Raw genomic sequence first — 16,161 nt, forward strand, 5'->3', positions numbered from 1 at the left:
GCATTCTGTCAGTTCGGAACTGAAACCTATGCAAACGTTTTACCAGCCTTGTATCCTTTGGCTGCATAAAAAAGAATGTAGAGGTAAGCAGGAGCTGAACAGAGAAAGAAGGCGAGCTGATTGGAAAGTCCCTGTGAATCTTTCAGCCATCCGTAAAGTGGTGGTACAATAGCACCACCGGCAATGCCCATGATAAGGAAGGCAGATCCGATTTGGGTATATTTTCCGATTCCGTCAATGGCGAGCGGAAAGATAGCGGGCCACATCAGTGCGTTGGCGAGTCCCAATGCTGCAATCAATATAATGGCAGTATAACCGGTTGAGAAATAAATTCCGATTGTCAGTAATAAGCCGAGGATAGCGGAATAACGAAGGGCATCCTGCTGGGAAATATATTTCGGAATAGTAAAAATGCCGATAATATAACCGAGCAGCATGGCGAACAGGGTATAAGAGGTGAAATATTTGGTTTCATCCAGGCTCATGCCCATTGATTTTCCATAGGTTCCGATAGCGTCTCCTGCAAGCACTTCCACTCCCACATAAAGAAAAAGGCAAAGAACGCCGAGCATCAGATGCGGGTAGGCAAAAACGGAGGCCCGGGTTTTATTGTTGCCGGTACTGTCTTCTTTTGGTTCGTCGATTTCAGGTAATCCGGATCTGTAGGTAAGGAAGGCAAGGATAAACAGACAGATGGCGATTACAATATAGGGTGGCACGATACGGCCGGTCAGTTCGGTCAGTAACTGTGCTTTTACAAGCGGATCTGTTGCTGCAATCACCTGCTCTTCAATTGCCTGGGCATTTTTAAGAACGATGGCACCCAGGATTAGGGGACTAAGAATGCCGGCAATTTTATTACAAACACCAAGGATACTGATTCGTTTGGCGGCACTTTCGATAGGACCCAGAATACTTGCATAAGGGTTGGATGCGGTTTGCAGGAGGGCCAAGCCGGCACCCTGAACAAAGAGTCCGCTTAGAAACAGCGGAAAACTCCGGGCATTGGCTGCAGGAATAAAAATGAGGGATCCAAGAGCCATCACCGCCAGACCGAGCGCCATTCCATTTTTATAACCGGATTTTTTAAGCAACCAGGCAGAAGGTATAGCGAGGAAAAAATAAGCCATATAAAATGCGGTGGTTACAAAAAATGCCTGCATATCGGATTCCAGTTCACAGGCGAGTTTCAGGAAGGGAATCAGCGTACTGTTCAGCCAGGTAATAAAACCGAAAATGAAAAACAATACGGCGATAATTGCCAGCGCATAAGTCTGGTTTTTAGTTGTGGTGGTTTGGTTCATGCTACTACTTTCAGGGCATTAAAATACGATGTTCAACAGAATAAATCTTGTGCAAACGATTCCGTATGTAATTTGCAGTCTTTAAATTTCTATGTTTAAGCACGGGAAAGCGGCACTGGGATTCATTTTCATCACACTTATAATTGATGTAACGGGATTGGGAATTATTATTCCTGTTATTCCAAAACTGATCTCACAGTTGATAGACGGGAATGTAAGTGAAGCTGCCAGTTATGGTGGCTGGCTTGGTTTTGCCTATGCCATCACACAATTCGTTTGTGCGCCGGTGTTAGGCAATTTGAGTGACCGGTTTGGGCGAAGGCCGGTGCTTTTGTTATCACTTTTGGGCTTTGGTGTCGATTATATTTTCATGGCCTATGCTCCAACTATCGGATGGTTGTTTGTGGGTAGAATTATTGCCGGATTATTTGGCGCCAGTATTACCACAGCTTCTGCCTATATCGCTGATATCAGTACAGCAGAGAATCGGGCACAGAATTTTGGAATGATTGGGGCAGCATTTGGAATAGGGTTCATTATTGGTCCGGTTATAGGGGGTGTGTTGGGGGAATATGGCGCGAAAATTCCTTTTCTGGCTGCAGCGGGTTTAAGTTTACTCAATGCACTTTATGGGTATTTTGTTTTACCTGAATCACTAGCAGTAGAAAACCGGAGATCCTTTGATTGGAAAAGAGCCAATCCATTAGGCTCTTTTCAGCACTTAAGGAAGTATCCGGCAGTATCCGGCCTGGTCATCTCTTTTGTATTGATCTATATTGCTGCGCATGCCGTTCAAACTACCTGGACCTATTATAATATAGAAAAATTCGGCTGGTCGGAGCAGATGATTGGTTATTCACTTGGATTGGTTGGATTGATGGTAGCATTGGTACAGGGTGGTCTGATACGGGTGGTGATTCCCAAACTAGGCTACCAGCGCAGTGTATATACCGGATTATTTCTATATAGTTTAGGGTTTTTGTTATTTGCTTTTGCAACTGAAACCTGGATGATGTTTGCTTTTACAGCGGTGTATTGTTTGGGTGGAATTACCATGCCTGCGATTCAGGGTATCATATCCTCGGTTGTTCCGCCGAATGAACAGGGTGAATTACAGGGTGGATTAACCAGTCTGATGAGTGCGACCTCCATTATTGGTCCGCCGTTGATGACCACTCTATTTGCATATTTTACCCAACCCGGGGCACCTGTTTATTTTCCGGGGGCTCCTTTTTTGACAGCGGCGATTCTTGTTTTGATCAGCGGATTACTGGCCAGAAAAGCCTGAGTTCCGTATTCTTTTGGTGAAACCGAATTAATGGTGTAGGTTTGCGGCGTTATTGAGTTATTGATCCCGGACAGGATCGAGTTATTCTGCTACGCAAATTCTGCTATCTGATTTCTCCCGCCCGTATCGTATTTCTCATTTTTATTTATTATTTTTTTTATTTACATGAACATTTACGTTTCAAATTTAAGCTTCAATGTTGAAGACGAAGACCTGAGAGAATTTTTCGCTGAGTATGGCGAAGTAACATCTGCCCGTGTTATCATGGACAAATTCACCAACAAAAGCCGTGGTTTCGGTTTTGTTGAAATGTCTGATGACGAAGCAGCTCAGAAAGCAATTTCTGAACTGGACGGTGGAATGGTTGAAGGTCGTGCTATCCGCGTAACTGTTGCTAAGCCTCGCGAAGAGCGTACTGGCGGTAACAACGGTGGTGGTGGTAACCGTCGCTCTTTCAGCAACAGCAACAGCGGTGGTCGCTGGTAACTGATTGTTTGTTTACTTTAGGGTAAGCAAAAGAAGCCGGTCAGCGAAACCTGACCGGTTTTTCTATTCTACAATACGCTCCATTCTCGTGAGTTTTCCTTCTACATTTATCCCTTCCACAATTATTCTCCAACGTTTGGTGCTGTCGTTATTATAAACTGTAAATAGTATTCTGCGGTTGTCTTTATCTGTTATGATAAATGGATTCCAGAATAGGGTGGTTCTGTTATCTTCCAGTTCATGCCGTTCTTCATACCTCATATAATCAGGTGAATAAAATTCTTTGATAGGCAGATAACCCGGAATATTGGCAAAATTCAGGCCTTTGATATTTTCATTCGCTGCAGCTCCTTTTTTAGTGTACACTGCAATGGCTCCTGCACTACCACCACCTGGGGCGCCAAGGAAAGGCGGACGAAATACCTTTACCATAGCAACATCGGACATGGGAATATTTTGTACCATGGAAATATCACTTATCATTTCATTCAGGAAAAGGCTGGGTGTTCCACCCCGCCAGTTCATACTGATATTCGTACCCATTCCGGTAATCTGCAATCCGGCAACTTTACCCTGGAGGTAATTCAAAACGGTCATTGCGCCATTGGCAGAAATATCATCTTCGGTAATGAATGTGTAGTCATTCTGTCCGCGGAATAAACCGGAGGTATATTCCTCATTCATTTTCTCCGCTTTCGATTTTACTTTGGCGGTAACAGTAACGGTTTCAAGCGTTTTTACTTTACGGGCAGCTTCTGCTGCCGCCAAATTTTTTTCTCCCATCAGCAGGGATTTTTGCAAAGCTTTGGGATCCAGTTTAGTGAAGACCGGGATCGGTTTATTTGCAGTGGAGAAAGGAATTGCTCCGGGTAAAAACGCAGTTTTGACATCGATCAGGGCCTTCGTGGTAATCAGTTTATTCTTATCGTTGTTAAACTGGTAATAGAGTTTGGCTGTATCGTAAAATACCATTCCTCCGATTCCAAAAGTTCCATCTGAAGCAACAGGAATTGATAGGAATTGCTGTCCGCCACCTTTTAGGGTAAGGATACCAGTTATTTCCTGATTAACCAGTTCGCTTTTTGTGAGGCCGGTAATCTTTCCATTGGCGGTGATATAATCTTCCGGTTTGTTTTTTATTTCAGGAAATTTTCCGGCCAGTACATCTTCCCATTTGAAACGTCTCCAGCCATTGGTCATCATTACGAGATCCAGGTGTTGGGCAACAGAATCTGCTTCACTGGAAAAATAGTAACCGGGTTGGTGGATATAGCCTTTGATATCCGGACTCAGTAAGAGTCCGGAATAAATATCTTCTTCCCCTTTTTGAACCGGGTTGATATCAGCATCCGTTACAGATATGGATAGATTACACTGAATTTCATCGGGTACATCTACCTGAATCACATTACGATCCCGTTTTCTCATCCCCTTTAATGGAACATTCAGGTCGGTAATAAAATAATAGTCCTGTCGGTTGACAAATACGATTCGTTCCGCCAGTGGTTTATTATCATCGGTAAAAAGAGTAACCTGAACAATACCGGCCGGAACATTTTCGATGGGAATCATTGCCTTTACTTCCGCAGATTTTGTCAGGTTTACCTTAGCCCGGTAAATCATTTGTTGTTGGGTTTGTGCAACCACCTGAACAGTTTCGTAAGGCGATGTTTCGCCCTCTTTCCGCTTTACACTATATTGAATGCCAGCCTGTGAATATTGAACTGCCAAAGCCACCCCTTTGGATTTTGCTGACGGAAGATTTTTCTGCTGTACTTTTCCACCCGGATCCTTCCAGGTAGCTTTATATGTTTCGCCGGTGACAGGAGTAAGTTCAAAATGGCCCATTCCCTGGTGAACAGAAGAAAAGCTGGCAACTTTAGCTCCTTTGGAACTAAGAATTTCACCAGTAACAGCAATGGGTAATCCCCTTTGATCGTTTGCTTTGAAAGCTATCCGGGTAGTTACCCCCTGAATGAGATCACCACCTTCCGGGAAAAAATCAAGATAATATTGAGCTGCTGCAGGTTTTGAGGCCGTACTTGTTTTGTTTTCAGGTTGTAATACCGGGATGGCTTTACTATAAAGAAAAGCCGAATCAAAATTGAGCATCCAGCGGGTATATGCCCTTACATATACTGTGGAATCAGTAAGTGTAGCCGGAAGGTCAAATGCCGCCGCGGCTCCGCCAATTGCAATGGGGCTGATTCTTCTATCCAGCACTTTTCCACTACCATCAATCAGTTCGGTATACAGGTTATTACTAATGGTTGTAATGGTTGATCCAACCATGATATACGCTTTCAACCAGATGGTTTCACCGGGTGTATAGGCACCTTTATCAAATTGAACATAAATCTTTTCCTGTGGATATTCAGCATCCAGCTTAAGGAGAGCCGAATCAATTACCTGCGCATTCAGGCCACTGTAAAACAGTATGGATAGAAATAAAACGAAAAGAGACGGGTAGTGCAATTTCTTCATAAACGATAAACTTCAATCAGGCTCAATATCCTTCATTTTTTTCGGAAAGAAGGAGGGATATAGCTCATTTCCTTCCACATTAAAATTTTTTAACGAAAGTGCTCGAAATCAGCGTGGGTGAAAGAAGCGGAAGAAAGGGGTAAAATGCAATAAGAATGACTTCAGATTCCCGGGGAATTTAGGATTAATTTCAACCGATTAAACGATTGTAGTATGATTTCATCAGTTTCAAAAAAAACAGGGTTGGGTTTTGCGGCTTTATTGGTCTCTGCCGCATTGTTGGCACAATCCTATACACCATCAGCCGTTAACCTGGAAGCGAGAAAGACTTTTCAGGACAATAAATACGGGATGTTTATCCATTGGGGATTGTCCAGTATGCTTGGTGACGGTGAGTGGGTGATGAATAATCGCAATATAAAGAAAGCAGATTATCAGCGACTGCTGCCTGCTTTCTACCCCGCTCAGTTTGATGCGGAGAAGTGGGTGCAAACGGCAAAAAATGCCGGGATGAAATACATCGTTTTTATCACCAGACACCACGATAGCTTTTCGAATTGGGATACCAACTATTCCGACTGGAAAATTACCAATACTCCATTTAAGCGGGATGTGTTGAAAGAACTGGCCGCTGCCTGTAAAAAAGAAGGAATCAAACTTGGCTTATATTATTCCACACTAGATTGGTATCGGGATGACTATCCGCATGAAACAGGCCGTACGGGAAGAGGTACTGGTCGTACCGGAAAAGGAGATTACGCTTCTTACCTCCAGTTCATGAAAAATCAACTGACGGAATTGCTGACCAATTATGGAGAGATTATGTCGATCTGGTTTGACGGGCATTGGGACCAGACGAATCCGGAAGGATCGCATGACCGATCTTCTCGTATTGACTGGCGGTATGATGAAATTTACAGCCTCATTCATTCCTTACAACCTCAATGTATGATTGGAAACAATCATCACCTGAGTCCGCTTCCCGGTGAAGATTTTCAAATGTTTGAACGTGATCTTCCGGGAGAGAACAAATCGGGATTAAGTTATCAGACAGCCTCGGATGAAGTACCGCTTGAAACCTGCGAAACCATTAATGGAGCGTGGGGATATAATATCACTGACCGCAATTATAAAACAGTGAAGCAGGTGGTGCAATTATTGGTTGGTGCCGCCGGTAGAAATGCCAATTTGTTATTGAATGTGGGTCCCATGCCAAATGGACAGATACAGCCGGAGTTTACAGATACACTGGCTGCTGCAGGTAAATGGCTGGAAGCCTATGCAGAAACAATTTATGGTACCAGAGGTGGTCCAATTGCACCACAACCCTGGGGTGTAAGTACAAGAAAAGGAAATAAAATTTACCTGCATCTGTTCAAACAACCGTTTGGCAATATGATTTTGTTACCCGGATTCAAAGAAAAAGTGAAGAAGGTACAGGTCTTTATCAATCGTCAGCCGGTAAAGTTCAAACAACAGGCAGAGGGATTGATAATTTCAACAGAAGGAATTCAGTTTGACAAGGCAGATGAAGTAATCCAAATAGAAGTAGGTTATTAAATTACTCCGCTGTTTTTTTCGATGTATTCGGTGGGATTAACACCGAATACTTTTTTGAATTCCTTACTGAAATATTTACGATCCGAGAAGCCAACAGCATAGGCTATTTCGTACACAGCCAATTCTTTTTGCAAAAGCAGACGGGCCGCTTTTTTCAGTCGGACCGATTTGATAAAATCATTAATGGACTGTCCGGTCATCGATTTTATTTTCCGGTATAATACAGTCTGGCTCATGGTTGATTTTTCTGCCAGCATACCTACGCCAAATTGTGGATCATCCAGATTTTCTTCAATAAGTCCGACTATTCTAAGCAGAAAGGTTTCGTCCGTTTTATTCTGTGAAATCGTTTGGATGATGGTTTCCTTACTGGCCGATCCCAATTGAAGCTGAAACCAGTTTCTTAATTTTTCCCTTGATTGAATCAGGTTATTAACCTGTAATTCCAACAGTCGGGTACTGAATGGTTTTGTCAGGTAGACATCAGCTCCGGTTTCCAATCCTTCTACCTGTTCGGAAGGTGTTGTTTTTGCAGTAAGCAGGATTACAGGAATATGACTGGTCCTTGGATCGGTTTTTAAGGTTCTGCAGAAACTAAAACCATCCATCTGTGGCATCATCACATCACTGATTATAATATCTGGTACAATGCTCATTGCTTTTTCCAACCCTGCTGCCCCATTTTTTTCCTGAATAATCCGATAGTGATTACCCAGACTTTCTGCAATCAAACGACGGATTTCTTCATTATCATCAACTACCAGTAAGGTTGGTAAAGTATCTGAAACCGGTTGTTCATCAATTGCGTCAGGAGCAGTTGAAATTGGTTCTGAAACATGCGCTGTTTTCAATGCAGGCTGAATTTGTTCATCTGTGAAATGACTCCTGCCTTTCTGTAGACGAATTATAAAACTGGTTGAACCAGGCTCTTCTGAAGTAGCCTGCCTGCTTGTTACAGATAGCGAACCTTTGTGCAATTCAACGATGCTTTTTGAGAGAGCAAGCCCAATACCGTATCCTGTATTTTGAAGTCCATGATCATTTACCTGAAAAAAATTAGAAAAAAGCTTAGGAAGGAATTCCGGAGCAATACCTTTTCCGTTATCGCGGAAAGTCAACAGCAGTTCCGATTCGTTCTGCTCCAGGAGAATTTCAATTTTTCCTTTTTCAGGTGTGAATTTGACCGCATTGATAAGCAGGTTAAAAAAAACTTTTTTCAATTGTTCTGCATCGATCCATGCCCTTACATCTGCATCCTGTGGAATCAACTGGCTGGAAATCTTTTTTGCATAAATATATTCCTGCATAGATTCAATAACTTCCTGAACAAGAGGAGCCAACGAATATTCCCGTACACGGATTTGCAGGTGATTGGTTTCTGCCTTCCTGAAGTCAAGTAATTCTCTAACCAACAATAACAGGCGCTCGGCATTGGATTTAACAGTGCTTAGTTTTTCCTGTACCAATGGATTATTTTTTTCAAGACGGATAAGGTTCTCCACCGGTCCCATAATCAGCGTCAGGTGGGTTTGAATTTCATGTGATACATTGGTGAAAAAATTCAGTTTCACCTGGTGCAGGTCGTTTTCTTTTTTAAGTAAGGCCTGCATGAAAAAATAACGGGTGGTTAGTAATATTAAGCCTGTAATCCCCACCGCATACAATAGATAGGCCCACCATGATTTCCAAAAAGGAGGACGAATGGATATTTGCAATGCAGCCGGATCACTCCAGGTGCCATCGTTATTGGCACCTTTAACCAATAATTTATAGGAGCCGGGTGGAAGGTTATTAAAGCTGGCGGAAGCAGAGTTGGTTTCAATCCAGTTATTATCTAATCCCTCCAGCTTATAGGCGTATTTATTTTTTTCCGGTTTAATAAAATTCAGAAGTGAAAATTCAATGCTGAAACTACTTTGATCCGGGCCGAAAGAAATCTTTTTGGTGTAACCTATTGATTGTTTTAGTAATCCGGATGCATCACCAATGGCAACCGGCTTATTGAATAAGCGGATATCAGTAAATGCAATAGTTGCTTTTTCCTGATTGTTTTTAATTTGTGCAGGATTAAACATGGTGAAACCTTTGATACTGCCAAATAGTAATTCTTTATCTGCATTCAGGATTGAAGCATTGTAGTTGTATTCATTTGATGGCAGTCCGTCGTTGGTTGTATAACTGTTTAGTGTAAACGAATCCGGATCCATTCGCACCAGTCCATTTGCAGTACTAACCCAGATCTGCCCGTATAAATCTTCCTGAATACTAAGGATATTGTTATTGGGTAGTCCTTCTTCGGTTGTGATACGGTCGAGGGCTCCTGATTCGGGTCTGTACCTTAGTAATCCCTGATAATTCATTCCGATCCATAAGCGCCCTTTGCTGTCTTCAAACAGGCAATTGATATTATCTCTTAACCATTCGGGGTATTGTACAGATTTCAGGTTCTGCAAACTGTATTTCCCTTCCTTATCTGGAATAGCTAGATAAAGTCCATTTGTAGAGGCAATCCAGATCCGATTATTTCTTCCCGCGAGTATGGATTTTATATGCGAGTTGAGTGGCGTTGGAAGCACTTCCAGCGTTTCTTCCATAAGTTTATTGTTGGAGAATCGGGCAATCAATAATCCGGTATTTTTTGCAATCCATAATCGTCCCCATGGATCTTCCTCAAAATCCAGAATTTCGACAGTGAAACGTTGCGGATTGCTCACATCGTGGAAGAAATGAAGGAAATCGCGGGTGGAAGGTTGGAATAAATTGATGCCTCCGCCATGGGTGCCGATCCAAACTCGTTGTTCTTTATCAAGAAAGACAGATTTTACGAGATTGGATCCGATTGACAGGGGATTATCGGGTTGATGTTTGAAGCTGTTGAACCGACCTGATTGAGCGTCAAAATAATTCAATCCACCGCCTTCTGTTCCAATCCAGTAATTTTTTTCTGCATCCTGTTGAAAGGAAGAGACTACGTTATTACTCAGGCTATTGGGAAGATTCCCTGCCTGGAAATTTTGGAATGGCTGGTTATCGGAATAGGCGATATTAACGCCACCGAAATAGGTACCGACCCATATGGAGCCTGTTTTATCGCGGAAAATACTATGTACGGAATTTTGACTCAGGCTGAAACTGTTACCCGGGTCATTTTGGAGGAGTGTTCCTTTCAGGGTAGCCGGGTCTACAAGGTAAATGCCTTCCAATGTACCAATCCAGAAACGACCTTTTTGATCAGGCACAATTTTTCGAACGTTGTTACTGGGTAATCCTTCTTTAAATCCAAGGGATTCAAAACTTTCCTTTACAGGATCAAACAAATAGATGCCGAGGTGTTGCGTGGCCAGCCAGATTTTTCCATCGGGCCCTTCCTGTAGTGCAGTAACCGGCATTTCATTATGAATGTATTTATTCTGGTAGTGTTTGAAGGGGTAGGGTTCAGAATCCGGATCCACTTTTAATAATCCCTGTGATGTTCCAACCCATAATGTACCCCGTTTGTCTTCAAAAATGGTTCGAACCTGAAAAGAAGTAAACAGGCTTCGATATTGTTCGGGGTGATCCTGATCGAAAACTGCCAATCCTTTGTTTGTTCCAATCCAGATTCTGGATTTTCTGTCTTCAAAAATACTGTGAATGGCAGCGGAGTTCAGTGGAATCGCTTCCGGTTTTGGCAACAAAGGGGCTTTGCGAAAATGATCAGTTTCGGGTTGGTAGATGCATAATCCGGCCTGTGTTCCTACCCAAAAGTTTCCTTTTGAATCACTTAATAGAGAGAGGATATAATTCTCGGGTAATGTTGAGCTATCTCCGGGTTTGGCATGGTATTGACGGAATCCGGTGCCATCATAGCGGTTGAGTCCATATCGGGTTCCCATCCAGATAAAGCCGGTTTTGTCCTGTGCTATGGCGAGTACAGAATTCTGGCTCAGCCCATTTTCAACTGTGAGGTGATTAAAGGCGATTTGCTGTGCTTTTCCGGGAAATGGCAACAGAAACCCAAAAAGGAAAAGCAGTCGGCTCAACCAGCGAATTGTATGGCAGCAGTGGATCCTCATCCGAAACTTAAATGTAGTGGATCGGGCAGAATTTTTACCCCGGCGGTTGAAATTTCCCCCTGTTTTCAGTTGCCGCGACTGATAATTACCCCTTCAAACACCGGAATCAACCCCTTATTTAGGGCTGTATCAGAACATATTTGTACCGCTAACGATAACTGTATAAAAAACTAAAACTCTGCTTATGCGTATGTTTCACCACGCAAAACGAATTGTCCTACTGCTTGCCTGTCCACTTCTATTGTGGGCACAGGACAAAAAAATCTCCGGTGTAGTTCGGGATGTTTCCGGCCAGCCGGTTCCCGGGGCCACAATTCAGGTTAAAAATTCCAGTAAAGCTACCCGTGCTGATGAACAGGGCCGATTTGAGCTGACGACTGGTCCGGGTTCTGTGTTGGTTATCAGTTCCATCAATTTCGAAAAAGCCGAATTGAGGGTTGGCGATCAAACCACCATTGGAGTGGTACTGACGAGTCAGCAAAACTCCCTGGAAAATGTGGTTGTTATCGGATATGGCACGCAGAAAAAGGCGAACCTGACCGGTGCGGTTTCTACGGTAAGTGGCAAACAATTGGAAGACAGGCCGGTTACCAATACGGTGGCAGCTTTACAGGGAACGGCACCCGGATTGGTCATTACCCGATCCAGTGGTCAACCGGGCGCTGAGGGCTACGACCTCAATATCCGGGGAGCATCCTCGGTAAACGGGTCGAATAGTCCGTTGGTGGTGATTGATGGCGTGGAAGGTGATCTATCCTTATTGAATCCAAATGATATTGAGAGCATCTCCGTATTGAAAGATGCGGCAGCGGCATCCATTTTTGGGGCAAAAGCGGCAGATGGGGTAATCATCGTTACAACAAAAAAAGGGACGAGCGGGAAAACTGTTCTGAGTTATTCAGGGATTTATTCCGTGAACCATGCTTTTGGTATACCGGAGCGATTGCATTCCTGGGAAGAAGCGGAATTATCGAATGAAGCACGCCTGAATGCCGGACAAACACCTTTGTGGACACAGGAGCAGATCGATATGATGCGCGATCCAAATGTGAATTATATCATCAATCCGGCTAACCCGAATGCCTACCAGTATTTTTATGATATTGACCAAATCGGGTTGTTGATGCGTCGGAATACCAGCAGTCAGAATCATAATCTGGCAGTTCGTGGGGGAAATGAAAAGACCCAGTATTTATTCTCCTTTGGTTATTTTGATCAGAATGGTGTATTCAAATTTGGTCCGGATGGAACCAGCCGCTACAATGCCCGCGCAAACATCACTACAAAGTTTAATACTATTTTTAGCCTGGATAGCCGGATACAATTCAGTCAGGGTAAAACAATGGCGCCGAGTTCCAGTGCCAATGGAGATTACGGGCTCTTTTATAATATTTACCAGCAGCGAACCCTGAATCCGATTTTTCTTCCTGAATCAGGAGATACCAAATATGCTTCAGGTGCCAATGCGGCAACTTATGCTACATTGAAAGATGGAGGTTATAATGAGCGGATACAGCGGAATATGGATGCCGTGTTTACATTGAAGGCCGAGAATATAATTCGTGGTTTATCACTGCGAATGATTTATAATCCACGTTTGAACAGTGATAATACGGATATTTTCGCTCGGCAGATTCCATTGTATGATTTGCGTGCAACGCCCGCATCCTTTATAAATAATCCGAATAGTATAACCAAGCGAAGAGTTACCACATTTAGTCATAATGTGCAGGCGCTTGCTGATTATGACTGGAAAATAGGAAAGAAGAATCGCTTTCATTTATTGGGGGGTTATCAGTATCAGTATTATAACTATGATTATATCAGTTCTCAGGCAAGGGTGCTGGTGTCGAATGATGTACCATCTTTAAATTTTGGAAGTAACCCAACTGTTCCACCGATAGTAGGTGATAATATTCAAACCAACGCATGGGTATCGGTATTCGGGCGACTGAATTATACATTTGATGACAAGTATATTTTTGAAGCGAATCTGCGCAGGGATGGTTCATCCAAACTGGCACCGGGCTATCGGTATAAAACCTTTCCTTCTTTTTCTGCGGGATGGAAGCTGGATAGGGAATCCTGGTTCGAAAATGCACTGCCTTTTTTCTCTGAATTTAAATTACGCGGATCATGGGGCCGGCTGGGAAATTCCAATGTATTGGGGAACTATGATTATATAGCAAGATTGGTAAATGGACCAACTTATCCTTTCAATAATGTGGCGAACCTGAGTTTGTATCAGCGTGATTTAGCATCCCCTGAAAAGGCCTGGGAAACGATTACCACTACCAATATTGGCTTGGATTTCGGGATCCTTAAAAACAGGCTGACAGGTAGTTTCGATTATTTTGTTCGTAAGAATGAAGACATGCTGGTGCAGGTAACCCTGCCGGCATTATTAGGGGTAACACCATCCGCTACGAACTCTGCTTCTTTGAAATCATGGGGTTGGGAAGCGGCGTTGAACTGGAAAGATAAAATCGGTCAGTTCAGTTATTATATAAGCGCCAATATTGCAGATAACCAGAATGAAGTTATCAGTTATAGTGGACGCAATGTAATTGGGGAGGGAATGAATTCCATTATAGAAGGCCATCCATTGAATTCAATTTACGGATTCCGTTCGCTTGGCTATTTCCAGGATGCGGAAGATGTTACCAAATCAGCTTTTCAGGACAATCGCAGTGGTGCGGGTGATATCAAATATGCTGATCTGGATGGAAGTGGCCGGATTGACGGAGGATTATTCCGTCCGGATAATCATGGAGATCTGGTTTATATGGGGAATACAACACCACGGTATACATTTGGGTCTACTATTGGGGCTGAGTACAAGGGCTTTGATTTTTCGATGTTTCTTCAGGGAGTGAGCGGGAGAAATATGCTGATTTATGCAAGGGCTGTATTACCATTAACCGAAAGCTGGAGACAGCCCTGGGAAGTGAATAAAGATTATTGGACACCGGAAAATACGGATGCACGATTTCCGCGCATGTATATGGGAGGTACACACAATACAAGGGTGTCATCTCATTGGGTTCAGAATGCAGCTTATATCCGGTTGAAGAATCTTCAAATCGGTTATACATTACCGGCAGCAATAACACAGCGGGCAAAAATCAGCAAAGCAAGATTTTATTTTTCCGGACAGGATATCTGGGAATCTTCCAAAATGTGGTATAAATATTATGATCCGGAGAATCCTAACAATGCCAGTTTCAACTATCCCTTTTTCCGCTCTTATGCAGTGGGTCTTAACCTGACTTTCTAACGATTTAATGCATTAAAATGAAAACATCAAGATATACCAATATAGCCATACTTGCAACTGGTCTTGCAATAGGAACAGCGGCTTGTAACAAACAACTCGATCAGGTACCACAAACAGACATTTCCGATGCGGGTTTCTGGAACTCTGCCAATGATCTGGCCAATGCCTGTAATTATTTATATTCTTTTCTTCCCGGTTTTGGAGGTTCCTATACCTCCATTGCACCGGCAGCAACAACTTCTCCAACGGATAATATGTCGGATGATGCGTATTCCAATAGTGGTGCCAACCAGGTAAGTGATGGAAGCCGCCTGGCTCCTGCTACTACGGCGGATTGGAATGATAATTACCGGCTGATTCGGGCTGCGAATAATATTCTGGAAAAATCTGTAAAAGTTGTTGCAGCCGAGGCAGAGATAAAAAAATACCTGGGCGAAGCCCGGTTTTTCAGAGCCTATGCCTATTTTGAATTGGTAAAGCGCTTTGGAGATGTGCCGCTGGTAATGAGAACACTGGGATTAAATGATGAGCAATTGTTTAGTGCAAGAATTGATCGTGAAATTGTGCTGGATTCAGTTTATGCAGATTTGGATTATGCAGCTGTCAATTTACCTGCGCCTGGTGCACAGGTTGCAGCAGAATATGGCCGGATTACATCCACGGCTGCGCTTGCTTTAAAATCAAGAATCGGATTGTTTGAAGGAACCCGCCAGAAATTTCATGGCTATGGCTCTTTTCAAAAACACCTTCAATTATCCATTGAAGCCAGTGATGCAGTTATTTCAGGAGGAAAACATCAATTGTTCCGATATGCTGCCAATCCGGATAGCAGTTATTATTTTCTGTTTCAGAATGCAGGAGAAGGTGCTGGAAATAAAGAGAATATTTTAGTTCGCTTATATGGCCAGAATGAAGCGAACAGTATAGCAGTTCATAATTGGGTACGGGCTACGCTGGAACAGGGACAAACGGTTCCTACCCGTGCCATTATGGATGCTTATCTTTATAAGGATGGATTACCTGCTGATAAATCGCCATTGGTTCAGCCAATGACTGAAACACAGGCAGAGTTTATCAATCGGGATCCCCGGTTAACCATGACCGTTTTTAATCGAAACAGTTGGTTTATCACGAATAACTATACGCCAACTTTCGCTTTTTCTCCAACAGGCTACAAGACAATGAAATATTTTATAGCAGCAGACTGGACACCCAATAAAAGTTATGTGGATCTGATGCTGATCCGATATGCCGAAGTGTTGCTGAATAATGCCGAAGCAAAATTTGAATTGAGTGAATCCATCAGTGATGCTGACCTGAACGCGACAGTAAATCTGGTACGCACCAGAGCAGGTATGCCGGCATTAACCAATGCATTTATTGCTGATAATGGATTGATCATGCGGGATGAAATTCGTCGGGAACGTAGAGTTGAACTGGCATTTGAGGGACACCGATATTGGGATCTGATCAGATGGAAACAGGCGGAAACGGAATTACCTAAAGCAGTTATTGGTTCCAAATATTTCCCAGCCGAACATGGAAATCTGAACCTTAATCTGGATGCCAATGGGTATGTAATTGTACAGGATGCGAGTAAACGTCAGTTCAATCCTTCCAGAGATTATCTGTGGCCCCTGCCATTGCAGGAGCTGGGATTGAATATTAATATGACACCGAATCCGAATTGGTAAAACGGTAAATAAA

At 43.0% G+C, this 16,161-nt stretch carries 8 protein-coding genes; 5 read left to right on the forward strand and 3 right to left on the reverse strand.

The window, feature by feature from the left end:
- Positions 1-26: 26 nt before the first annotated feature.
- Entirely contained in the window at positions 27-1,304 is a 1,278-nt protein-coding gene (locus B2746_RS21485) for a sugar MFS transporter (RefSeq protein WP_290798922.1), read from the reverse strand.
- 91 nt (positions 1,305-1,395) lie between these two features.
- On the opposite strand from B2746_RS21485, the gene B2746_RS21490 reads away from it, so the two are divergent.
- On the forward strand, positions 1,396-2,592 hold the full coding sequence (locus B2746_RS21490) for a TCR/Tet family MFS transporter (protein ID WP_290798924.1): 1,197 nt from the start codon (positions 1,396-1,398) through the stop codon (positions 2,590-2,592).
- A 165-nt stretch (positions 2,593-2,757) separates the two neighbouring features.
- The gene (locus tag B2746_RS21495; RefSeq protein WP_290798927.1) at positions 2,758-3,078 is read left to right on the forward strand and encodes an RNA recognition motif domain-containing protein; all 321 of its coding nucleotides are present in this window, start codon (positions 2,758-2,760) and stop codon (positions 3,076-3,078) included.
- Positions 3,079-3,141: 63 nt separating this feature from the next.
- Here B2746_RS21495 and B2746_RS21500 read toward each other — a convergent pair whose 3' ends face one another.
- On the reverse strand, positions 3,142-5,562 hold the full coding sequence (locus B2746_RS21500; protein WP_290798930.1) for a hypothetical protein: 2,421 nt from the start codon (positions 5,560-5,562) through the stop codon (positions 3,142-3,144).
- Positions 5,563-5,775: 213 nt separating this feature from the next.
- On the opposite strand from B2746_RS21500, the gene B2746_RS21505 reads away from it, so the two are divergent.
- Positions 5,776-7,122, forward strand: coding sequence for an alpha-L-fucosidase (locus tag B2746_RS21505; protein WP_290798932.1), 1,347 nt, complete (start codon positions 5,776-5,778; stop codon positions 7,120-7,122).
- Here B2746_RS21505 and B2746_RS21510 read toward each other — a convergent pair.
- On the reverse strand, positions 7,119-11,144 hold the full coding sequence (locus B2746_RS21510; protein WP_290798935.1) for a hybrid sensor histidine kinase/response regulator transcription factor: 4,026 nt from the start codon (positions 11,142-11,144) through the stop codon (positions 7,119-7,121). The genes B2746_RS21505 and B2746_RS21510 overlap by 4 nt on opposite strands.
- A gap of 217 nt (positions 11,145-11,361) precedes the next feature.
- Between B2746_RS21510 and B2746_RS21515 the strand changes: the two genes are divergently transcribed.
- Positions 11,362-14,454, forward strand: a complete 3,093-nt coding sequence (locus B2746_RS21515) for a SusC/RagA family TonB-linked outer membrane protein (protein WP_290798938.1) — start codon at positions 11,362-11,364, stop codon at positions 14,452-14,454.
- Between the two features lie 17 nt (positions 14,455-14,471).
- Positions 14,472-16,148 (forward strand): RagB/SusD family nutrient uptake outer membrane protein, encoded by a 1,677-nt coding sequence (locus B2746_RS21520; protein WP_290798941.1) that lies wholly within the window; start codon positions 14,472-14,474, stop codon positions 16,146-16,148.
- The last annotated feature ends 13 nt before the right edge of the window (positions 16,149-16,161 follow it).

The sequence above is a fragment of the Flavihumibacter sp. UBA7668 genome (assembly GCF_002483205.1).
GTDB lineage: Bacteria > Bacteroidota > Bacteroidia > Chitinophagales > Chitinophagaceae > Flavihumibacter.